At 70.7% G+C, this 22143-nt stretch carries 16 protein-coding genes; 11 read left to right on the top strand and 5 right to left on the bottom strand.

What is annotated here, in order from left to right:
• Nucleotides 1-14: 14 nt before the first annotated feature.
• The 3 genes from OG885_RS27325 to OG885_RS27315 form a co-directional block, all read right to left on the bottom strand.
• Nucleotides 15-1508: a DUF5719 family protein gene (locus tag OG885_RS27325; RefSeq protein WP_405736131.1), complete on the bottom strand. Its 1494-nt coding sequence runs from the start codon at nt 1506-1508 to the stop codon at nt 15-17.
• A complete protein-coding gene (locus OG885_RS27320) occupies nt 1505-5143 on the bottom strand; it encodes a glycosyltransferase (RefSeq protein WP_405736128.1) in 3639 nt (1212 codons plus the stop codon). Before OG885_RS27320 ends, OG885_RS27325 begins: the two co-directional genes overlap by 4 nt.
• 180 nt (nt 5144-5323) lie before the next feature.
• The gene (locus OG885_RS27315) at nt 5324-5587 is read right to left on the bottom strand and encodes a WhiB family transcriptional regulator (RefSeq protein WP_010986447.1); all 264 of its coding nucleotides are present in this window, start codon (nt 5585-5587) and stop codon (nt 5324-5326) included.
• Nucleotides 5588-6194: 607 nt separating this feature from the next.
• On the opposite strand from OG885_RS27315, the gene OG885_RS27310 reads away from it, so the two are divergent.
• The 4 genes from OG885_RS27310 to OG885_RS27295 all read left to right on the top strand — a co-directional run bounded on the left by OG885_RS27310 (nt 6195) and on the right by OG885_RS27295 (nt 10074).
• Entirely contained in the window at nt 6195-6689 is a 495-nt protein-coding gene (locus OG885_RS27310; RefSeq protein ID WP_399961411.1) for a cysteine dioxygenase, read from the top strand.
• Between the two features lie 33 nt (nt 6690-6722).
• Nucleotides 6723-7682 carry a 2-phospho-L-lactate transferase gene (cofD, locus tag OG885_RS27305; protein ID WP_405736123.1) on the top strand — a complete coding sequence of 320 codons (960 nt, stop codon included), beginning with the start codon at nt 6723-6725 and terminating at the stop codon, nt 7680-7682.
• Nucleotides 7679-8998 carry a coenzyme F420-0:L-glutamate ligase gene (locus OG885_RS27300; protein WP_405736120.1) on the top strand — a complete coding sequence of 440 codons (1320 nt, stop codon included), beginning with the start codon at nt 7679-7681 and terminating at the stop codon, nt 8996-8998. The genes cofD and OG885_RS27300 overlap by 4 nt, the downstream gene beginning before the upstream one ends.
• 68 nt (nt 8999-9066) lie before the next feature.
• Nucleotides 9067-10074: a DNA-3-methyladenine glycosylase family protein gene (locus OG885_RS27295; RefSeq protein ID WP_405736117.1), complete on the top strand. Its 1008-nt coding sequence runs from the start codon at nt 9067-9069 to the stop codon at nt 10072-10074.
• A gap of 236 nt (nt 10075-10310) precedes the next feature.
• Here the strand turns inward: OG885_RS27295 and OG885_RS27290 are convergent, their stop codons facing one another.
• Together OG885_RS27290 and OG885_RS27285 are read right to left on the bottom strand one after the other, a co-directional pair.
• The gene (locus OG885_RS27290) at nt 10311-11393 is read right to left on the bottom strand and encodes a sugar phosphate nucleotidyltransferase (RefSeq protein WP_399961403.1); all 1083 of its coding nucleotides are present in this window, start codon (nt 11391-11393) and stop codon (nt 10311-10313) included.
• 196 nt (nt 11394-11589) lie between these two features.
• Nucleotides 11590-12981 (bottom strand): N-acetylmuramoyl-L-alanine amidase, encoded by a 1392-nt coding sequence (locus OG885_RS27285; RefSeq protein WP_405736114.1) that lies wholly within the window; start codon nt 12979-12981, stop codon nt 11590-11592.
• A 140-nt stretch (nt 12982-13121) separates the two neighbouring features.
• Here OG885_RS27285 and OG885_RS27280 point away from each other — a divergent pair, with 140 nt between their 5' ends.
• The 7 genes from OG885_RS27280 to OG885_RS27250 all read left to right on the top strand — a co-directional run bounded on the left by OG885_RS27280 (nt 13122) and on the right by OG885_RS27250 (nt 22128).
• Nucleotides 13122-13877 carry a TIGR03089 family protein gene (locus tag OG885_RS27280; RefSeq protein WP_405736111.1) on the top strand — a complete coding sequence of 252 codons (756 nt, stop codon included), beginning with the start codon at nt 13122-13124 and terminating at the stop codon, nt 13875-13877.
• A 182-nt stretch (nt 13878-14059) separates the two neighbouring features.
• Nucleotides 14060-15262 carry an LCP family protein gene (locus OG885_RS27275; RefSeq protein WP_405736108.1) on the top strand — a complete coding sequence of 401 codons (1203 nt, stop codon included), beginning with the start codon at nt 14060-14062 and terminating at the stop codon, nt 15260-15262.
• A gap of 230 nt (nt 15263-15492) precedes the next feature.
• Nucleotides 15493-17241 carry an LCP family protein gene (locus OG885_RS27270; protein WP_405736105.1) on the top strand — a complete coding sequence of 583 codons (1749 nt, stop codon included), beginning with the start codon at nt 15493-15495 and terminating at the stop codon, nt 17239-17241.
• Nucleotides 17242-17513: 272 nt separating this feature from the next.
• The gene (locus OG885_RS27265; RefSeq protein WP_405736102.1) at nt 17514-17891 is read left to right on the top strand and encodes a spore-associated protein A; all 378 of its coding nucleotides are present in this window, start codon (nt 17514-17516) and stop codon (nt 17889-17891) included.
• Between the two features lie 114 nt (nt 17892-18005).
• Entirely contained in the window at nt 18006-19673 is a 1668-nt protein-coding gene (locus OG885_RS27260; RefSeq protein ID WP_405736099.1) for an LCP family protein, read from the top strand.
• A 175-nt stretch (nt 19674-19848) separates the two neighbouring features.
• Nucleotides 19849-20286 carry a serine/threonine protein kinase gene (locus tag OG885_RS27255; RefSeq protein WP_405736096.1) on the top strand — a complete coding sequence of 146 codons (438 nt, stop codon included), beginning with the start codon at nt 19849-19851 and terminating at the stop codon, nt 20284-20286.
• Between the two features lie 273 nt (nt 20287-20559).
• Complete coding sequence (locus OG885_RS27250) at nt 20560-22128, top strand: LCP family protein (protein WP_405742902.1); 1569 nt, start codon at nt 20560-20562, stop codon at nt 22126-22128.
• The last annotated feature ends 15 nt before the right edge of the window (nt 22129-22143 follow it).

Below are 22143 nucleotides of genomic sequence, written 5' to 3'. Positions count from 1 at the left end.
GCGGCCCGCGCGGGCTACTTCTGCAGCACCGACAGGTCCTCGTCCGCCTCCGGCACCGCGACCATGCCCCGGTCGTCCGGCAGCGTCTGGACCGTGAAGCCGGGGATGCCGTCCTCCGTGGCCGCCAGCGTGCGGGCCGCGTAGACCGGGCCGCCCGACTCCGGCTCCACCGTCAGCGCGTACGTGCCCTTCAGCCCGCTCGGCACGGGCAGCTCCACGTCCTGGGTGGTGCCGCCCTTGATCGTGTACGTCTTCGAGGCGGCCGTACCGCCGTCGCTGCCCGCCGACGCGGTCACCTTGACCTTCGCGGTGCCGCTGGGGGCCACCAGGGACAGCGTGGTGCCCTTGGAACTGTTGTCGGCGACCGTCGCGCGCGCGGCGACCGGGCGGGTGGCCGGGATGTACGCCGTCTCCTGCTTGTCGCCCTTGCCTCGGATGACCCGCAGCGCGGCCACCACCGGTACGGACTCGCCGGTCGGCGTCAGGATCAGCGAACCGGCCTCCCCGCGCGTGACGGCGCCCAGGTCGACCGCGGTCGTCATGCCCGCCTTGACGTGCAGCGTCTCGTTGCCGGCCGGGGTGATCGAGCCGGACGGCGAGGCGAGGCGGACCTTCAGGTCGGCGTCGGCGTCACCGGGCGCGAAGGCGACCAGGCGCACGGCCGTGGCGTCCTTGGGGATGCCCGGCAGGACGAGGCTGCCCGCCGGGTCCGTGGCGGCCGCCAGCCAGTCGCCGCCGATCTTGTCGTCGAGGGCCTGCACGGCGGCGCCGACGCGCCCGCTGCGGACGCTGACGTGGACGGTGAGGTTGGTCTGCTTGTCGCTGACGAGCGTGGACAGCAGGATCGGCTCGCTGGACTTCGGCGGCACCGTGATGTCCTCGCCGACCGGGGAGTCGATGGCGCCGTCCTTGCCGTAGAGCTGGATGTCGACGACGGCGGCCGAGTCGTCGGGGTTGGTCAGGTGCACGTAGTCGGTGCGGTCGGCGGCGGTGCTGGCGCCGGGGAACCAGAACTCGGTGTCAGCGCCGGAGCAGTTGACGCCCTGGAGGCCCCGTCCGGTGCCCGCGGCGACCTCGGTGGTCTCCTGCACGGTCCAGCCGGGCGCGAACCTGCCCTCGGCCGTGCCGATCAGCGCGGGTGAGTCGCCGCCGGAGGCGTCCTCGGTGTCGGGCGTGCCGGGGTCCTTGGCGGTGAGGACCGGCTTGGCCGCCTTCTTGTCGTCGGTCTTCTTGTCCTTGGCGTCCGACTCCTGTGCCGCGGAGACGAGTTCGGCCTTGCCGTCGCTTCCCGTGCCCTTGGTGACGGGCGTGAAGGACGTGTAGGACGTGTCGGCGAGGTCGGAGAGGCTGGGGCTCGGGCAGAGCAGGCTCGTGCGCTCCACGGGCAGTTCGGCGGCCGCTCGGGCGGTGTTCGTGCCGGACGCGTCGGGCGCGTTGAGCGAGGCGAAGCCGGTGACGGCGGCGAGAGCGGTCGCGCAGGCGATCAGGGACACGGTGGTGCGGTTCACTGCTGGCTCCCGTCGGGACGCTCGCCGTCGTGCTGTTGCGGCTGCGCCGGGTCGTACGTGGCGTCGTAACCCTGGTCGTACGGCTGCCCGTACTGGTCGTACGACGGCTGCTGCGCCTGGCCCCCGTACGCGTACGGGTCGTACTGGCCGCCCTGGTACGGGTCCGCGTAGCCCTGCTGGTCGTAGCCGCCCGCCGGGTACTGCTGCGGGGCGGACTGGTACTGGTCACCGGCGTAGGAGTTGTACTCGGCGCCCGCGTAGCTCGCCTGGTTCCAGTCGCCGTAGGACTGCTGCTGCGGGACCGGGACCGGGGTCTCCTCCGAAGGAGGAGACAGGGGCTCGTCGTTCTGGGCGGCCTCCTCGGCCTCCGCCTGGGCGCGCAGGCGGCGGGCGCGGCGGCCCTCGCCCTCGGTCGCCTGGGCGGGGATCGCCCGCTCCTCCTCGGGGAGGTCGTCGTCGATGTCGCGGCGGCGGCCGGGCAGGGCGAGCACCACGAGGACCAGGGCGAGGGCGCCCTGGGCCCACAGCCAGGCGGTGTGGGTGATCGGGTCGTCGTAGACGACGTCCAGCCGGCCGCCGGCGGCCGGGAGTTCGAAGCCCTGGGCCCAGCCGTCGACCGTGGTCGCGGTGAGCGGCCTGCCGTCCAGGGTGGCCGTCCAGCCCTCGGCCGCGGTGTCGGCGAGGCGCAGGGTGCGGCCGTCGGCGCCGGCCGGGATCGTGGTGTGGATCTCCACGGGTCCCGCCGCGACCAGCGTCGGGGCGCCGGAGCCGGCGACGATGGTGGCGCGGGCGACGTCCTGGTCGACCCGCCACAGGGCGCTGCCGTTCTGCTCGCTGAGCCGGGACAGGCCCGGGGTGGCGTCCAGGACGCGGGTCACCTCGCGCGGGGCGCCCTTGTGGACGAGGACGTAGCGCACCGCGAACTTGCCGAGCTGGTCGGACTGGTCGGCGCCGGAGCCGGCGACGAGGTTGGCAACGACCTTGTCGAGCTGGGTGTTCTCGCCGTCGGCGGCGGCCAGTTCACCGTCGCCGAGGCGGGCGCCCGAGCCGCGCACCAGCATGTAGCCGACGTGGGCGGCGGAGTCGCTGTCGAGGACGAGGGTGCGGGCCCGGTCGCGGTTGTTGCCGTCCTCGGCGACGAACGCGGGCACCTGCACCGGGTCGCGGCGCTCCAGGGGGCCGTCGGCGCCGCCGATCATCCAGCCGGCGGCGACGAGCAGGGGGCCCGCGGCGGCGGCGAAGGCGATCAGCGCGGCGACCGGCTGGCGCCAGCCGAAGCTCTGCTCGGCGACCCGCGAGCGGGCCCCGTCGGCGCCGAGCATCGCGGCGGCCAGCAGGGCGATGCCGTAGACGAGGGTGGCGGGCCCGGCCCAGGTGGAGCCGTTGGAGAGGGCGGCGAAGACGAGGCCCACGAGGGCGACCGCCCAGGCCGTCCAGATGCCGAACTGGCGCTCCGAGCGCAGCAGGGCGGCCAGCGCGGCCAGGACGACACCGATGAGCATCAGCCCGTCGACCGTGCCGGGACCGCCGGGGCTGGCGCCGAGGAGGTCGAGGGCGGAGGCGGCCGAGGAGCCGTACTTCAGGCCGGCCTCGTCGAAAAAGCCGAAGGGCAGCAGCGTCAGCGACCAGGGCGCGAGGATCAGCAGCGGTGTGCCGAGCTGGGCCAGAAAGCGCAGGCCGTAGGCGGTGATGTCGGTGCGGCGCACGGCCAGCACGCCGAGGCCGAGCAGCAGCGCGATCGGCCAGATGATCGGCGTGAACGCGGTGGTGACCGTCAGGAGCAGGGCGTACGCCCAGGTGGCGCGCCAACTGCCGCGCGCGTCGGAGGCGTTCGTCAGGCCGGCGGCCGCGATGCCCGCGCGCGCGATGAGCGGCAGCAGGATCGCGAGGACGGCGGTGCCGATGCGGCCGCCGGCGAGGGCGCCGGTGGCGGCGGGCAGGAAGGCGTAGACGACGGCCGCCCACGCGCGCAGGAGCCGTGACTCGACCAGGGGCCGGGAGGCGAAGTACGCGGTGAACCCGGCCAGCGGCACCGAGCCGACGAGCAGGACGGTGACCGCGAGCCCGGTCGAACCGAAGAGCACGGAGGCGAGCATCGCGAGGATCGCCAGGTAGGGCGGCGCGGACGAAGTGCCGCCGGAGCCGACGGCATGCCAGGCGTCCAGGTAGCGCGACCACAGTTCGCCGGAGTCGGCCGGGGCGGGCAGCAGGGCGCCGCCCGAGAGGGCGCCGGAGCCGAGGAGTTCACGGCAGGCGACGAGCGAGACGAGCAGCAGCACCAGGAAGAGCACCGGCCCGGGCTTGCGGGCGATGCGCTTGACGCGGGCGAACTGCTCGATCTCCAGGAAGTCGGCGTCGTCGCCACCGGGCCCGGACTCGACGGCGCCGCCATGGCGTCCCGCGCCCGAGGTGGCCTCGGGGTCGGAGCTGCCGAAGAAGCTGCCGGCGGCCTGCTCCACGGTGGCCCGCACGGTCGCGCCGGGCGGCGGGAACAGCGGACGCATCTCGTCCTTGTCCACCACCGATGTGCCGCGCCTGCGGCGCCCGGCGATGATCCGCTCGGGCCGCAGCAGGGTGCTCAGCAGGCCGCGGATCTCGTCGAGGGCCTGTCCGGGAACCTTGCCGACGAGATAGGCGACCGTCCTGAGCACCGTGCCGACGACGAGGCGCAGCAGGACCCAGGGGAGGACGCCTGTACGGCTGTTGACGAGCAGGGTGTAGGCGGCGCCCGCCTTGTCGACCTTGTGCGGGGAGGCGGCGGTGCGGCCCACGCAGTCGACGGCGCGGCGCTCGCGGGAGGCCGCCTCCGCGTGGCGGACGACCGCCTCGGGGGCGACGAGGACGCGATGGCCGGCGGCGGTGGCGCGCCAGCACAGGTCGACGTCGTCGCGCATCAGGGGCAGGCGCCGGTCGAAGCCGCCGAGTGCGTCGAAGACGTCGCGTCGGACGAGCATGCCGGCGGTGGAGACGGAGAGCACGGGCCGGACATGGTCGTGCTGGCCCTGGTCCTGTTCGCGGCGGTCGAGGCCGGTCCAGCGGCGCCCGGAGTGGGCGATGGTGACGCCGACCTCCAGGAGTTGCCGTTTGTCGTACCAGCCGCGGAGCTTGGGGCCGACGACGGCCACGTCGTCCCGGCCGAGCTCCAGTTCCTGGTCGACGACCCGCAGCAGCTGGGCCAGGGCGTCGGGTTCGGGGGCACAGTCGTCGTGCAGCAGCCACAGCCACTGCACCGGCTCTCCGTGCGGGAGCTCGGGCAGGTCGTAGGCGTCGTCGCGCCACGTGCGCGTGACGGGGTCCCAGCCGCTGGGGCGCTTGAGGTACGGCAGCTCGTCCGGGGTGAGGACGGGTGCGGTGCGGTTGGCCTCCTCGACGGCCTGGCCGAAGCCGGTACGGCGGGCGAGGTGCAGCACCCGGTCGGCGCCGAGGGCGTCGGTGAGCAGCTGCGCGGAGGCGTCGGCGCTGCCGGTGTCGGCGGCCATCGCGAACTGGACGGGGCGCTCCTGGCCGAGCAGGCCGGCGAGCGCGTCGGGCAACCAGCGGGCGCCGTCGTGCGCGACGAGGACCGCGGTCACCACATGACGCGGGAACTCAGGAGTGGCAGCGTCGTGGGCTGCCGTGTGGCTGTGCACGGACATCGAGGTACGGGCCCCGGTTCGGTGGACTGCGGTGGACGCCTGTGCCCCGAGGGGGCAGCGGGGCGTCTCGGACGAGCGACCACACTATCGGCTGGGCATGACGACGGCCCGCCGCCTGTGGACAACCCACCTGCGACGGGCCGTAAGTCCCGTATGTACGTGCGAGGTGACGCCGGTCGGTCAGATCGCGGCCTTCTTCAGGCGGCGCCGCTCCCGTTCGGACAGACCGCCCCAGATGCCGAAGCGCTCGTCGTTGGCGAGGGCGTACTCGAGGCACTCGGAACGGACCTCACAAGCCAGGCAGACCTTCTTGGCCTCACGGGTGGAGCCACCCTTCTCGGGGAAGAAGGACTCGGGGTCGGTCTGGGCGCACAGCGCGCGCTCCTGCCAGCCGAGTTCCTCGTCCGCGTCGTCGACCAGCAGTTGCTGCACCAGCTCGGTCATGTGCGCCCCTCGTCTGTCTTTCGCGTCCCCGTGATGTAGCCGTTACCGATGTCGGCTGAACGACACGAGTGAAATTACAAGTGTGCTGCTCCGGGCGAGTCAAGCCGAGATCTGCTATTGGGCCCCTTATTCACTCTGCGGAACCAAGGCCTAGCGGAAAGTGTTCAAATCGCCATAAACCTTGACAAGCAGATGGGGCCCGCGGGGCTTCCGAACCCGTGCAGGACCTGTACGGAGAAGGACGCCCAGGAGTTCGTTCCCGTTCCTTGCGCGCCGGTTGTGCGCCATGTGTCCCGGTAGACGGGTGAACAAACCTTTCACCTCTCAGATGAACCGGATGAGGTGAAAGCAGTCCCACATGCCGGTGTCGAGTTGACAGTGCCGGTGTGAACCGCTGTCCTAGTGGGCATGCTCGCGAACTTGGCACTCACCACGACCCGCACCGCCGGGTCCCACGGTGCTGCCCGCGCTCGCTGTAGCTGTTGCTGTCACAGCTGTTGAGCCCCGGTGCACGACACCCGCTCCAGCTGAAGGCCGAATCCCCCGGGACTCGGCCTTTCCCGTTCCCTCTGTCTGACCTTCTTTCACTGAGGAACCGCCCCATCCCATGAACAGCGACAACGACCTCCAGATCGCCGGCGACATCCTGGAGGTGCCCCACCTCCTCCAGCCCCCGCGCGAGCACCCCTCGACCGTCGCGGAGTTCGTCGGCCTGGCCCGCTCCATCGCCGCCGACCGTTCCCAGTGGGAGCACCTGGTGCAGTACGACGCCACCACGCGCTGGTACCACCGGCTGCGCACCGGCCCCGGTTACGAGGTCTGGCTGCTGTCCTGGGTGCCCGGACAGGGCAGCGGGCTGCACGACCACGGCCGCTCCTCCGGCGTACTGACGGTCCTGGAGGGCGAGCTGACCGAGCGCACCGACCGCGGCACGCGCGCGTTGGCGACCGGCGCGCAGCGGGTGTTCGCGCCGGGCTATGTGCACGAGGTCGTCAACGACGCGCTGGAGCCGGCGGTCAGCCTGCACGTGTACTACCCCGGACTGACCGAGATGCCGATGCACGGTGCGCACGCCTGCACGGCGCGTCCGGTGACTGCCTGACGCGTTGTCGTACCCGCCTGCAATGCTTGTCCCATGCGAATCGTGGTTCTGGCAGGCGGCATCGGCGGTGCCCGTTTCCTGCGCGGTCTGAAGCAGGCCGTGCCGGACGCGGACGTCACGGTCATCGGCAACACCGGAGACGACATCCACCTCTTCGGACTGAAGGTCTGCCCGGACCTCGACACGGTGATGTACACGCTCGGCGGCGGCATCAACGAGGAACAGGGCTGGGGCCGGGCCGACGAGACCTTCCACCTCAAGGAGGAGCTCGCGGCGTACGGCGTCGGCCCCGAGTGGTTCGGGCTCGGCGACCGGGACTTCGCCACCCACATCGTGCGTACGCAGATGATCGGCGCGGGATTCCCGCTCAGCGCGGTCACCGAGGCGCTCTGCGACCGCTGGAAGCCGGGCGTGCGGCTGATCCCGATGTCCGACGACCGCGTGGAGACCCATGTCGCCGTCGAGGTCGACGGCGAGCGCAAGGCGGTCCACTTCCAGGAGTACTGGGTACGACTGCGGGCCTCGGTGCCGGCGGAGGCGATCGTGCCGGTGGGCGCGGAGCAGGCCAAGCCCGCGCCCGGCGTCCTGGAGGCGATCGCCGAGGCGGACGTGATCCTCTTCCCGCCGTCCAACCCGGTCGTCTCCATCGGCACGATCCTGGCCGTGCCCGGCATCCGCGAGGCGATCGCCGAGGCGGGCGTCCCCGTGGTCGGCCTCTCCCCCATCGTCGGGGACGCGCCCGTGCGCGGCATGGCCGACAAGGTGCTGGCGGCGGTGGGCGTGGAGTCGTCGGCCGCTGCGGTGGCCGAGCACTACGGCTCGGGGCTGCTGGACGGCTGGCTCGTCGACACCGTAGACGCGGCCTCCGTGGAGCGCGTCGAGGCGGCCGGCGTCCGCTGCCGGGCCGTACCGCTGATGATGACGGACCTCGACGCGAGCACGCAGATGGCCCGGGAGGCGCTGGCACTGGCGGAGGAGGTGCGGGCCGCGTGAGCACGGACGGCTTCGACAACACGGACGGCTTCCGCGTGTGGGCCGTACCGGGCCTGCCCGAGATCGCGCCCGGCGACGACCTCGCCAAGCTGATCGCCGCCGCCGAGCCCGGTCTCGCCGACGGTGACGTGCTGCTCGTCACCTCGAAGATCGTCTCCAAGGCGGAGGGCCGGATCGTCGAGGCGGCCGACCGGGAGGCGGCGATCGACGCCGAGACCGTACGGGTGGTGGCCAGACGCGGCGCCCTGCGGATCGTCGAGAACCGGCAGGGGCTGATCATGGCCGCGGCGGGGGTCGACGCCTCCAACACTCCGGCCGGGACCGTCCTGTTGCTGCCCGAGGACCCGGACGCCTCCGCGCGCGCGGTACGCGAGGGGCTGCGGGAACTGCTCGGCGTCGACGTCGGTGTCGTCATCACCGACACCTTCGGGCGGCCCTGGCGCGCGGGACTCACCGACGTGGCGATCGGCGCCGCCGGGGTGCGGGTGCTCGACGATCTGCGCGGGGGCACGGACGCGTACGGCAACCCGCTGAGCGCCACCGTCGTCGCCACGGCCGACGAACTGGCGGCGGCCGGCGACCTGGTCAAGGGCAAGGCCGCCGGACGGCCCGTCGCCGTGGTGCGCGGGCTGGCACAGGTGGTGTCCGTCGAGCACGGGGAGGGGGCGGGCGCCATGGTGCGCGACGCGCGCGACGACATGTTCCGGCTGGGCACCTCCGAGGCGGTACGGCTGGCGGTGACCCAGCGGCGTACGGTTCGGGCCTTCACGGACGAGCCGGTCGACGGCGGTGCGGTGCGGCGGGCGGTCGCCGCGGCCGTGACCGCGCCGGCGCCGCATCACACCACGCCGTGGCGGTTCGTCCTGCTGGAGTCCGAGGCCTCGCGGACGGAGCTGCTGGACGCGATGCGGGACGCCTGGATCGCGGATCTGCGGCGGGACGGCAAGAGCGAGGAGTCGATCGCCAAGCGGGTGCGCCGCGGGGACGTGCTGCGGAACGCGCCCTATCTGGTGGTGCCGTGTCTGGTCATGGACGGCTCGCACACCTACGGCGATCCGCGGCGGGACGGGGCCGAGCGGGAGATGTTCGTCGTCGCGACCGGGGCCGGGGTGCAGAACTTCCTCGTCGCGCTGGCCGGGGAGCGGCTGGGGTCGGCGTGGGTGTCGTCGACGATGTTCTGCCGGGACGTGGTGCGGGAGGTGCTGGGGCTGCCGGGGGACTGGGATCCGATGGGGGCCGTGGCGGTCGGGCATCCGGCAGAGGAACCGAGGGCTCGGGCGGAGCGGGATGCCGGGATGTTCATCGAGGTGCGGTGAGAAGGCTCGCGTGCCTCTAGGCTCGTAGGTCTCCCGCAGGACTTCTCCCTCACTCCCAGGACTCATTCGTGGCTGGACGGTTCACTCCGCGGCCCACTCGTACGACGGTGCGTGGTGGGCATGTCGCCGTGCCCCAAGGTGTGCCGCGGCCTGCCTCGGCGCCGGGGCTGGCGCGGACGTTCGTGCCGGAGTGGCCGTTGGAGCTGGGGCTGGTGCTCGGGCCGTTGCGGCGCGGGCCCGCCGATCCGACGTTCCGGGCGATGCCGGACGGGTCGGTGTGGCGGGCCAGTCTGACGCCTGCCGGGCCGGGGACGCTGCGGGTCGCCGCGGGGCGGGACGGTTCGGTCCGCGGGGAGGCGTGGGGGCCGGGGGCGCGGTGGCTGCTCGACCGGTTGCCCGAGCTGCTCGGGGCCGCCGACGATCCGTCCGTCTTCGTGCCCCGGCACCGGTTGCTGGCGGTGACGCGGCATCGCCGGCCGGGGCTGCGGCTGACGCGGACCGGGCTGGTGCTGGAGTCCTTGATCCCGTCGATCCTGGAGCAGAAGGTCACGACCGACGAGGCGTACCGGGCGTGGCGGTTGCTGGTACGGAAGTTCGGGGAGCCGGCGCCTGGGCCCGCTGCCGGGGGGCGGCTCTGGGTGATGCCGGCGCCTCGGACGTGGGCGTTGATCCCGTCGTGGGAGTGGCATCGGGCCGGGGTCGACAACAAGCGGGCGTCGACGATTCTGCGGGCTGTGCGGGTTGCTGCGCGGCTTGAGCAGGCGGTGGGGATGTCGGCGGAGGACGCTCAGGCTCGGTTGGAGGTCGTGCCGGGGGTGGGGCCGTGGACGTCCGCGGAAGTGGTGCAGCGCAGTCATGGGGCGGCGGATGCGGTGACCGTGGGGGATCTGCATCTGCCGGGGATCGTGGGGTGGGCGCTCGCGGGGGACCGGGACGCGGATGACGCGCTGATGTTGTCGTTGCTGGAGCCGTATGCGGGGCAGCGGCATCGGGCGGCGCGGTTGATTCTGTTGAGTGGGCGGACGCCGGCGCGGCGGGCGCCTCGGATGTCGCGGGGGGATATCGGGCAGTTGTGACGAGGCCCCCGGGGGGCCGGGGGGGGCGCTGTGGCTGGCCTTGGCCTTTCTCGCCCCCGCCGCCCCTACCCGTCCCATCCCCAGGGGCGCCGCCCCTTCGACCCCGTCGGACGGGCTGGTTGGTGGGGCGGCTGCGGATGCGTCGTGGCTGGTCGCGCAGTTCCCCGCGCCCCTGGGCGGCATGACCCGCAGCCGCGTTCGAGCGTGACCCACAACGAACCCGCGCCGCCCAACGCCTACTGGTCCGACGAGAAGCGCACCGCCCCCGCCGGGATGTGGGCGTCGCACCACACCCTGGCGCCGTCTCGGAGTTCGTTGTCGGGGCCCACCACCGCGCCGTCCCCGATGACCGTGCCGCTGAGGACGGAGCGTTCGCCGATCCTTGCGCGGGTGCCGATCAGGGAGTCCGTGATGACCGCGCCGGGTTCGATCACGGCGCCGGGCAGGATCGTGCTGCCGAAGACGCGGGCGCCCTCGGCCACGAACGCGCCCTCGCCCACCACCGTGCCGCCGGTGAGTTTGGCGTCGGGGGCCACGCGGGCCGTGGGGAGGATCAGCCGGTCGCCGCAGCGGCCGGGGACCGCCGGGGACGGGGCGCGGCCCAGGACCAGGTCGGCCGAGCCTCGTACGAAGGCCGCCGGGGTGCCCAGGTCCAGCCAGTACGTGGAGTCGACCATGCCCTGGAGGTGGGCGCCGGCCGCGAGGAGGTCGGGGAAGGTCTCGCGTTCCACCGAGACCGGTCTGCCCGCCGGGATCGTGTCGATCAACGAGCGGCGGAAGACATACGCGCCCGCGTTGATCTGGTCGGTGACGATCTCCTCGGGGGACTGCGGCTTCTCCAGGAAGGCCAGGACCTTTCCTGTCCCGTCCGTGGGGACCAGGCCGTAGGCGCGAGGGTCCGTGACCTTCGTCAGGTGGAGCGAGACGTCCGCGTTCGTCGACTCGTGCGTGGCCACCAGGGCCCGGATGTCCAGGCCCGTGAGGATGTCACCGTTGAAGATCAGGACCGGGTCGTCGGGACCGGAGTGGAGGCGGGAGGCCACGTTGCGGATCGCTCCGCCCGTGCCGAGTGGCTCCTCCTCCGTGACGTACTCGATGTGGAGGCCGAGTGCCGAGCCGTCGCCGAAGTGGGGTTCGAAGACCTCGGCCAGATAGGACGTGGCCAGGACGATGTGGTCGACGCCCGCCGCTCTCGCCCGCGCGAGCTGATGTGTGAGGAACGGGACCCCGGCCGCGCGGACCATCGGCTTCGGCGTGTGCACCGTGAGCGGACGCAGCCTCGTGCCCTTGCCCCCGACCAGGAGGATCGCTTCTGTCACCTGTCGTCTCTGCTTCCTGCCGGTGACCGGCCGAACTGTCTTTCGGCCGGTCAGTGTATGCAGACCGTTGTGCGGCGCTTTCGACAACATCGACGGAATCGACGGCAGTGCGGTTCTCCGTCCCCCTCACACTTCTCCGTCCCCCTGACACTTCCCCGCCCCCTCGCCCTCCTCCATCCCCCTCGCCCTCCCCCCGTCACCTCCCCTGGTAGCGCGCCGCGGTCGAGCGGGCCGAGCCGAGCTTGCGGTAGAGCTGCCAGCCGGGGCAGGCGGTGGAGAAGCCGTCGCGGTGGCCGGAGATGACGTTCAGTCGTACCTTCGTGCCTTTGCGGTAGAGGTTGCCACCGCCCGACTTCAGGTATGTCTTGCCGCGCGGATTGGCACCGTAGAGCCCCAGTTTCCAGGCCGTCACGCGGGCCACGGCCTTCACCGCGGCGGACGTGGGGCGGGTGTAGCCGAAGGTGCCGAGGACGGCGATCCCCATGCTGTTGGTGTTGAAGCCGAGGGTGTGGGCGCCCAGGACCGGCTTCGCCACTCCCCCGGCGCGGCCCTCGTAGATGGTGCCGCACTTGTCGATGAGGAAGTTGTAGCCGATGTCACGCCAGCCCATGCTCCGGACGTGGTAGCGGTAGATACCGCGGATGACGGAGGGGGCCTGGGAGCAGCGGTAGCCGTTGCCGGTGGCGGTGTGGTGGACGAAGGCCGCCTTCACCTTCTTCGTGTAGACGAACTTCCTCTCGCGCAGGTTCTCGTTCGCCCCCCAGCCGCGCCGCGTCACGATGCGCGGGCGCGGGCCGATCTTCGGCTCGGCCCGCTGTCGCTCCGTCAGTTCACCGGCCCGCAGGGCGACCATCTCCCGCTCGGTCCGCGCGCGGTCGAGCGCGGGGATCTCGGTGGCGCCGAGCGGCGCGAGCCCTGCGTTGGCGGCGGAGGCGGCGACGGCCTCGGGGGCCTCGGCGCCGAGACCGCCACGCGTCCGGGGGCCGCCTGCCGGGGTGCCCTGCGGGAGGGCGGCCTCGCCGGGGTCGACGAGTTCGAGGCGCAGCCCCGACGGCAGCGCGGTCGCCTCGGCGCCGAGTTCGCGGGTCTCGGCCGCGGCCCGCACCCTTACCTCCACGCCGTCCGAGTCACCGACCCACAGCGGTGCCGTCGCCCCGCGCACCCGGCCCGAGGTGCGCTCGGCCGTGTCGGGGTCGGCGCCGTCGTCCGCGTAGTGCGTCTCGACGTCCTGCCAGGCGGACCACGTACCCGAGTCGAGCGCACGCGCGCGTACCTCGACGCGGCCGTGCAGTGCGGTGGCCGGGTCGTCCCAGACGACGCCGACCATCGAGAAGCGGTGCACGTCGCGGCGGGGCAGGCCCTGGACGGCGGCCGACCCCAGGGCGCGGTCGGCGCCGAGCGGGGTGAGCGGCAGGGACTGGGTGCTGCCGGGGACCGCCGCCGGGGCGGCGCCGGGATCGACGCTCCGGGCCGACACTTCCGCGGTCGGCGCCGGGCGCGCGACGGTCGCGGCGGCGGGTGGGGTCAGCGGCAGGGCGAGAGCGGCCGCACAGGTGACACCGATCGAGGAAGCAAGAAATCCGCGCATGCCAACGATGTTGGACATAGTCATACATATCTGTCCATCCGGGAACTGACGGATCGTCGGCTGCCGTTCCCCCGAACCGGTGAGCCGGCAGCGGGCCGGTCCCTCGTCGCCCCGCCGCGCGCCCGCGTACGCTTGCCCGGGTGAACGCCACCGATCGCACCCCTGCCGACCTGCTGCGTTCCGCGCTCGCCGCGGACGCCGGACGCCCCCTGGTGACCTTCTACGACGACGCCACGGGCGAACGCGTCGAACTGTCCGTCGCCACCTTCGCCAATTGGGTGGCCAAGACCGCCAACCTCCTCCAGGGCGAGCTCTCCGCGGAGCCCGGCGACCGGGTCGCGCTGCTGCTGCCCGCGCACTGGCAGACGGCGGTGTGGCTGCTGGCGTGCTCCTCGGTGGGCGTGGTCGCCGATGTCGGCGGTGATCCGAAGGCCGCGGACATCGTGGTGAGCGGGCCCGACACCCTGGACGCGGCGCGCGCGTGCTCGGGCTCGCGCATCGCCCTCGCGCTGCGCCCGCTCGGCGGACGCTTCCCGCAGACCCCGGACGGCTTCGCCGACTACGCGGTCGAGGTGCCGGGGCAGGGCGACCGGTTCGCCCCGTTCGCGCCGGTCGACCCCGACGAGCCCGCGCTCGTCGTGGCCGGGCGGGAGTTCAGCGGGGCGGAGGTGGTGGAGCGGGCCTCCGCGGAGGCCTCCGGCCTCGGGCTGACCGGGCCCGGCTCGCGATTGCTGTCGGGGTTGGCGTACGACACCTGGGAGGGGCTGCGCGCGGGGCTGTACTCGCCGCTGGCCACCGGGGGGTCCGTGGTGTTGTGCCGGAATCTGGAGCGGTTGGGGGAGGAAGGGCTGGCGAAGCGGGTCGAGAGTGAGCGGGTGACTGCTACCGCTCACTGAGGTTGTTTGGTGGGTGCGGGTCCGTTGTGGCTGGTCGCGCAGTTCCCCGCGCCCCTGAAAGCGTCCTCCGCGCCGACCTTCAAAAGGTGCCCTCAGTCGCCCGTCCGGCCCAACCCGACACGCCCCCACCTCCCATCCGCGCCATGGTCGTAAGAGCGACCCGCACCACACGCTCGTACGTCATGAGGGGTGGATCAGCCGTGACCGACACCGCAGGTACGCCCCGCAAAGGCACCCTCGGTCCGGGAGCGGGGGCGTCCGCCACGGGGCGGGGGCTGATACGGCGGCGCCGGCGGCGTTGGCTGCGGGGCGGGGCCGTCGGGGTGACGGTCCTCGTCGTGGCGGCCGTCGGGACCGGGTGGGCGATCTACGCCAAGCTTGACGGGAACATCACGCCCGACGACGCCGCCGCCGCGGAACTCGCCCGGTACGAGAAGGAGCGGCCCACCGCGCTCGTCAAGGACGCGCAGAACATCCTGGTGATCGGCTCGGACTCGCGCTCCGGGGACGGGAACGCGCGCTACGGGCGGGACTCGGGGACCGAGCGGTCGGACACGACGATCCTGCTGCACCTGTCCGCGGGGCGGCGCAGCGCGACGGCCGTCTCCCTCCCCCGCGATCTGATGGTGGACGTACCGGCGTGTCTGCAAGCGGACGGCAGTCGGACCGAGCCGATGTTCGCGATGTTCAACTACGCCTTCCAGAAGGGCGGTTCGGCCTGCACCATCCGGACCGTGGAGAAGCTGACCGGCGTCCGGATCGACCATCACATGGTCGTCGACTTCCATGGCTTCAAGGACATGGTCGACGCGGTCGACGGCGTCGAGATCTGCCTGACGAAGCCGATCAACGACAAGGCCGCCAAGCTGAAGCTCCCGGCGGGCAGGGTGACGCTCAACGGGGAGCAGGCCCTCGGCTACGTCCGCGCCCGCAAGTCGATCGGCAACGGCAGCGACACCGACCGGATGGACCGGCAGCAACGGTTCCTCGGGGCCCTCGTCAACAAGGTGCAGAGCAATGACGTCCTGCTGAATCCGGTCCGCCTCTATCCGGTGCTGGACGCGGCCACCTCCTCGCTCACCACCGACCCGGATCTGGCGAGCTTGCGTGGTTTGTACGACCTCGTGCGGGGGCTGCGCGACATCCCCACCGAACGTGTGCAATTCCTGACCGTGCCAAGGGAGTCGTACGCCTACAACGCCAACCGCGACCAGCTCGTGGAAGCCGAGGCGGAGCAGTTGTTCGCCCGGCTGCGCACGGACGCGCCGGTGGCGGTCGCCAAGGAAGTCCCCCGGAAGAAGTCCGGCGCCGAACGCCCCGCCGCCACCACTTCGCCCGCGCCCACGTTTCGCGGAAACACGGCCGCCGAGGACACCTGTAAGTAAAGCGATTACCAAGGCCACGTACATCTGTTCAAGGAAATGGGTGGATTGCCCAGTTGTAGGGACGTGGAATTTGTCACCGTCGTCGCTTGCCGATGAACTGGCCGGATAGTGTGAGCGATCCGGTGCAGCAGGCCGATAGGTCTTCCTGAGGTCGTGCACTGTGAGACCGAGACCCGAGCGCCTTTGAGGGGGAAGGCGCCGCGTGGCCCCGACGGAGGATTGAGACAACCGTGGACGCGCAAGGCCGTGGGCGGGCGGACGACATCGACCCCGCAGACCAGTGGGTGCTCAATCCGAACACTGGCGAATACGAACTGCGACTGACTCCTTCCGCACCGCAATCAGCGGTCCCGGGACCACGCAGCAGAACGACTTCTCGTGCGGCGGGCCCTTCCGGGGCGCCGCGCGGCAGAACGGCCGCGCCGGGACGGACGTCGCCCGCCGACGTTCCCGGCCGTGACGTACCGCCGCCCCGTCGTCGGCGCGGTGCGCCCGAGGAGCCGCCGCCCGGGCGCCGCAACCGGCGGCCGGTCAAGAAGAAGGCGCGCGGCAAGAAAATACTGCTGTGGACCGGCGGTGTGATGGCGTTCGTGCTGGTCGGCACGGCGGGAGCCGCCTACCTGTATCTGAAGCACCTCGAAGGCAACGTCACCACCGAGGACGTCGGCAACGTGGCCGACGACGGCTTCAGCAAGGACGAGGCCTTCAACATCCTGATCATCGGCACCGACAAGCGGACCGGGTCGGGCAACGGGGGCTACGGCGACAAGGGCAGCGTCGGGCACGCCGACACCAACATCCTGCTGCACGTCTCGAAGGACCGTACGAACGCGACCGCGATGAGCATCCCCCGGGACCTGATCGTCGACGTACCGGACTGCGAGGTCACCGAGGACGGCACCACGAAGGTCATCCCGGGCACCCAGGACAAGCGCTTCAACACCAGCCTCGGCCAGTTCGGCCGCAACCCCGGCTGCACCATGAAGACGGTCGAGGAGCTCACCGGCATCGACGTGAACCACTTCGCGATGGCCGACTTCAACGCGGTGAAGACGCTGACGAGCGCGGTGGGCGGTGTGGAGGTCTGTCTCGCCAAGGACGTCAACGACCCCGACTCGCATCTGAACCTGTCGGCCGGCAAGCACACCATCGAGGGCGAGGAGGCACTCGCCTTCGTCCGCACCCGGCACAGCTTCGGCAACCAGGGCGACCTGGACCGCATCAAGGTCCAGCAGCAGTTCATGAGTTCGCTGATGCGCAAGATGACCTCGGGCGACACTCTGACCAGCCCCACGAAGCTGATCAAGCTGGCCAACGCGGCCACCAAGGCGCTCACCGTCGACACGGGCATCGGCAAGGCCAGCACGCTCAAGGACGTGGCCCTGGAGCTGAAGAAGGTGCCGATGAAGAACATCACCTTCACCACGGTCCCGGTCAAGGACAACCCCGCCGAGGTGGTCAAGGCGACCGTCGTGCCCCTTGAGCCGAACGCCTCACAGGTCTTCAACATGATCAAGAGCGACACCTCGTTCACCGCGGTCAAGGCCAAGGAGAAGAAGGAGAAGGCCGCCGTCGCCGCCCGGCTGAAGGGCAGCAAGTCGGACGCCTCCGAGGTGCGGGTGCGGATCCTCAACGGTGGTGCCGCGGCCGGCAGCGCCCAGGAGGAGCTCACCTACCTCCAGACCGAGGCGGGCGTGACCAAGTCGGAGAACGCGGGCAACGCCGGCGCCTCCCAGGCGAAGACGACGCTGGAGTACGCCCCCGACCAGGCCGATCAGGCCCGCAGGCTGGCCGCGATCATGGGCCTGTCCGGGTCGATGATGAAGCCGGGCAAGAGCGTCACCAACTCCCAGGGTCTGCCGACCATCACGCTGACGCTGGGTGAGGACTTCAAGGGCGCCGGGGTGAAGATGAACTCCACCGCGGCGCCGGTGAACGTGGACAAGACCACGGCGAACGAGGTGAAGTGCGCTAGCTGAGAGACCGCGACCTCACGGGCCTGTCACACGTCGAACCGGACGCGTGGCAGGCCCGTTCACTGTCCCGCCTCACATGAGGCGAAGGTCACAAAAGACGGCCTTGATCACCGGGCAGCGGCGTCCGCAGGTTAACTGATCGCGCGTCAACTCTATTGAAATCCTTGGAGGTTGCTATGCGCGGTCTGTTGCGCACGCGGATCACTTCGGCGGCTGGAGCAGTCACGCTGCTGACGGCCGGACTGATAGGCATCTCAGCCGGACAGGCTGACGCGATGTCCCGGGTCAACTACTGCGGAAGCTCCTACGGTTTCCTGAAGTCCTGGGCGATCAAGGACGGTTGGTACCCCAATCCCACCGTCGGCTACATCGACGTCTACTACAACAGCTCGAACGGGAACAACTGCGTCATCACCCGCGCGAACGACAGCGAGGTCGGCGGCGGCAACCACATCATCGCGGGCATCCGCAAGAGCGGGTCCAGCACCTGGAAGCTCGACGGGACCAACTCCAACTACACCTCCTACGCCGGCCCGTTGTACGTCTACGCCGCCGGCAGCTGCATCGACATCTACGGCGAGCTCAACTTCACGAGCGGTGGCACGGGGGCCGACCACGGCTTGGCCGTCTACGAAGACGTGCACTGCGGCTGAGCCTCGCGTCCCACCGCAGAATGATGAATCTTGAATGCACCAAGTGGCCCTGTCTCACGTCTCACTTGACGCAAGACAGGGCCATGTCAGGTGTGGGGCGGGGAGGGTGGGACGGTGCCGCAGAACAGTGTGCGGGGGCAGGGAAGAGGCACGTTTTCGGGCGTCGAGCCCGCTCTCGGACGGGGTCGGACCGACAGCCCGTCCGAGGGCGCAGGACCGAAGGGCGCAGAGCCGAAGGGCTCAGGACCGAAGGGCGCTGGACAACACGGGAGACGGCGACCGCGACGCGGTCATCGCGTGCTCAGATGGTCCGCGACCACGCTCGCGGTGCTGATACTGGGCACGGCGGGCGCCGGTTACCTGTACTACCAGCACCTCAACGGCAACATCGAGAAGGGTGAGCGCAGCAGCGGCGACTCCAAGGCGAACAAGGCCGCGCCGAACGCCGCCGGCCAGACCCCGCTGAACATTCTTCTCATCGGCTCCGACAGTCGCTCCTCCGACGAGAACGTGAAGCTCGGTGGTAGCAAGGACACGCGCGGCAACCCGCCGCTGGGCGACGTGCAGATGCTCATCCACCTGTCCGCGGACCGGAAGAGTGCCGCGGTGGTGAGCATCCCGCGGGACACCCGCGTCGACATTCCCAAGTGCAAGGACCCTAAGACGGGCGCCACGTACCCGGCGACCAACGACATCATCAACACGTCGCTGGCCCGCGGCGGGGCCGGCTGCACCCTGGCCACCTGGCAGAACCTCACCGGCGTCTACATCGACCACTGGATGACGATCGACTTCGCGGGCGTGGTGAGCATGGCGGACGCCATCGGCGGCGTCGAGGTCTGTGTGAAGCAGAACGTGTGGGACCGCCCGATGCCCGGCGTGCCCGGAGGCTCCGGCCTGAAGATGACGGCAGGCCGGAAGGACGTCAAGGGCAAGCAGGCGTTGCAGTGGCTGCGCACACGTCATGCCTTCTACAGCGATCTGGGCCGCGCCAAGGCCCAGCACATGTACATGAACTCGATGATCCGCACGCTGAAGAAGCAGAACGTCTTCACGGACACCGGGCGGCTGATGAAGCTGGCCGAGGCGGCCACGAAGTCGCTGACCGTCTCCGAGGAGGTCGGCAGCGTCAAGAAGCTGTACGACCTGGGCATGCAGCTCAAGTCGGTGCCGGCGGACCGGATCACCATGACGACCCTGCCGACCGTCGAGGACGACCAGAACCGGAACCATCTGGTCCCGGACCGCGCCGGGGCCGAGAAGATGTGGCAGATGCTCCGCGACGACGTGCCGTTCGACGACAAGGGCACGCCCTCGGAGAAGAAGAAGTCGGCCGAGGAGAGGGTCTCCAAGGACCCGGCGGCGGCCGACGACCAGATCGGTGTCCTGGTGCGGAACGCGACGAGGTCCACCACGCTCGGTCCGGTCTCCGGACGGGCCGGGGCGATCAGCGGGCTGCTCGTGCAGAAGGGCTTCGCCCGGGCCTCGGCGGACACCTCGGCGGCGCTCGCCGAGGAGCGGACCGTGGTGCGGTTCCCGAGCGCGGACCTGGAGGGCGACGCCCAGCGGGTCGCCAAGTCACTCGGAATTCCGCTGAGTTCGGTGAAGAGGTCGACCGACGTCTCCGGTGTCACCGTCGTCGTGGGCGCCGACTGGCGCTCGGGTACGACCTATCCGAAGCAGTCCTCTCCGAAGGCCGGGGACCTTCCGAGCAACGCCGACGAGATGAACGGCGCGGACAGCGATCAGTGCATGGACGTGTACAAGCGCTACCGCTGGTGAACCGTCGGCGGGCAGCGGCGGCCCGTGAAGCGCGCGGTGGAGGCGATCACAGGCACCCGGAACAAGCCATTCCATGATCAATTAATGGTCACAGGGGCCTCACAGCAACATTGCGACGAGTGTTCGATGGTGAGATCGCCCGGACGATCATTCCCGCTCTACCCAGGAGTCCCCCATGCGCAGAAGACTGGCCGCCGTCATGCTCTCGGCACTGGCCCTCGTCGTCGCCCCCCTGGCGACGAACGCGAGCGCGTCGACCAAGAGCGACGTCGTGAGCCTGGCGCGATCGGTCTGCGGATCCGGTTACACGGTCACCGTCGACGCCGGCGACATGGGCATCCCGAAGCAGTACTACTGGAGCGTCCTGCTCTACAACCCGTCCTCCGGCTACAACTGCGCCGTCAACGTCAAGGACAGCAACAACACCGACTACGGCAGGTCCAGCGGCATCGGCATGGGCATCAGGGCGGCCGGTGGCAGCTGGCACGAGGACCTGGGCAACTACACGAAGTACGCGGGTCCCGTGTACGTCTACGCGCCCAGCACCTGCGTCTACCTCCGCCTCACCTCACCCGAGCTCACGTGGACCAGCAACGCCATGGGCTGCAACTGACCCGGCGGGTGCGGCCCGGCGGGTGTGAGCCGAGGCCGCACCCCACAGCGAACTCCTAACTCCCTGCAGAATGATGAAGCGTGCTCACGTCCGACAGCTCGATCGGCGTTCGACACCGCATTCGACAGTGGTTCTCGCGTACGCTTTCCGACCAGGCGGACGAGGCATAAAGGCCGGTCGTCGGGCTTGGGGAGGCTCGGCAGTCCGCAGGGTGGGGAGGACAGGGAATTGGCGCAGAGCGTGCGCGGAGAGGTGCCCGCGGTCGAGGACACGATGTCCCTCACACCGCAGGGCACGGAGCCGCCCGCCGGACACGGCGGGGGACGGCGCGGCAGAGGTGGCCGTGGCCGACGGCGAAGCCGGCGTTTCCTGCGCTGGTCGGCGATGGTGCTGGCGGTGGTGATAGTCGGCACCGCGGGCGCCGGGTACCTCTACTACCGGCACCTCAACGGCAACATCAAGAAGGACGACCTGAACATCGGCGACGAGAAGGACAGGGCGGCCAAGACAGAGGCGAACGCCGCCGGTCAGACGCCGCTGAACATCCTGCTGATCGGCTCGGACGCCCGGGACAACGCCGAGAACCAGAAGCTCGGCGGCGCCAAGGAGACGTACAACACCGCGCCGCGCGCGGACGTCCAGATGCTGCTGCACCTCTCGGCGGACCGCTCCAACATGTCGGTCGTCAGCATGCCGCGCGACACCCTGCTCGACATACCGAAGTGCACCGACCCCGACAACGACAAGGTCTACTCGGCGCTCACCTCGGCGATGACCAACGACTCCCTCGGTCGTGGCGGCCCCGGCTGCACGGTGGCGACCTGGGAGAAGCTGACCGACATCCACATCGACCACTTCATCATGGTCGACTTCGCGGGTGTGGTGTCGATGGCGGACGCGATCGGCGGCGTACCGGTCTGCGTGGACGCCAACATCTACTCGCACACCAGAACCGGTCACGGCTCCGGCCTGCGGCTGAAAGAGGGCACCACCCCCATCAAGGGCAAGCAGGCCCTCCAGTGGCTGCGCACCCGGTACGGCTTCGAGGACGGCACCGACATCGCGCGGGCCAAGGCCCAGCACCAGTACATGAACTCGATGGTCCGCGAGCTGCGTGAGAACGCGACTCTGAGCAGCCCGAACAAGCTGCGCAAGCTCGCCGAGACGGCCACCAAGGCAGTGACGGTGGACGACGGGCTCGGCACCGTGACCAAGCTGTACGACCTGAGCAAGGAACTGCGGAAGGTCCCCACGAAGCGCATCACCATGACGACGATGCCGTGGCAGTACGCCTCGGACGGCAACCGGGTGGTGCCCAAGCCGGAGGAGGCGGAGAAGGTCTTCCGGCTCGTCCGTGAGGACATCGCGCTCGACGGCAAGGACAAGAAGAAGACCTCGACGCAGGACAAGACCTCCGACGACCCGGCGGCCGCGGACGACAAGATCGCCGTGCAGGTGCAGAACGGCACCAGGACCAGCACGGAGGCGGCAGCGAGCGGACGCGCCACCGATGTGACCGAGCTGCTCGTCGGCAAGGGCTTCACCGCGTCCGAGGCGGACTCCTCGGTGATCCTCAGCGAGGACAAGACCCTCGTCCGCTATCCGAGCGCCGACCTGGAGGGCGACGCCCAGCGGGTCGCCAAGTCCCTCGGCATCCCGATGAGTTCGGTGAAGAAGTCGACGGACGTCTCCGGGGTCACGCTGGTCGTCGGTGCGGACTGGCGCTCGGGGACGAAGTACACGGCCGCGAAGGAGGACGACTCGTTGCCCGAGTCGGACGACACCTTCAACGGCGCGGACACCAAGGCCTGTATGCACGTCGATCCCGACTACACCTGGTAGCAGCCCCTCCCCCTG

The organism is Streptomyces sp. NBC_00028, from assembly GCF_045041065.1.
Lineage (GTDB): Bacteria > Actinomycetota > Actinomycetes > Streptomycetales > Streptomycetaceae > Streptomyces.
This window is presented reverse-complemented; position numbering and strand designations above follow the sequence as displayed.

Excerpts from the sequence above, each read along its gene's own strand:
- OG885_RS27320 (WP_405736128.1), bottom strand. The coding sequence starts at position 5,143 with ATGTCCGTGCACAGCCACACGGCAGCCCACGACGCTGCCACTCCTGAG.
- OG885_RS27315 (WP_010986447.1), bottom strand. The coding sequence starts at position 5,587 with ATGACCGAGCTGGTGCAGCAACTGCTGGTCGACGACGCGGACGAGGAA.
- OG885_RS27310 (WP_399961411.1), top strand. The coding sequence starts at position 6,195 with ATGAACAGCGACAACGACCTCCAGATCGCCGGCGACATCCTGGAGGTG.
- cofD (WP_405736123.1), top strand. The coding sequence starts at position 6,723 with ATGCGAATCGTGGTTCTGGCAGGCGGCATCGGCGGTGCCCGTTTCCTG.
- OG885_RS27285 (WP_405736114.1), bottom strand. The coding sequence starts at position 12,981 with ATGCGCGGATTTCTTGCTTCCTCGATCGGTGTCACCTGTGCGGCCGCT.
- OG885_RS27275 (WP_405736108.1), top strand. The coding sequence starts at position 14,060 with ATGAGGGGTGGATCAGCCGTGACCGACACCGCAGGTACGCCCCGCAAA.
- OG885_RS27265 (WP_405736102.1), top strand. The coding sequence starts at position 17,514 with ATGTCCCGGGTCAACTACTGCGGAAGCTCCTACGGTTTCCTGAAGTCC.
- OG885_RS27255 (WP_405736096.1), top strand. The coding sequence starts at position 19,849 with ATGCGCAGAAGACTGGCCGCCGTCATGCTCTCGGCACTGGCCCTCGTC.
- OG885_RS27250 (WP_405742902.1), top strand. The coding sequence starts at position 20,560 with ATGTCCCTCACACCGCAGGGCACGGAGCCGCCCGCCGGACACGGCGGG.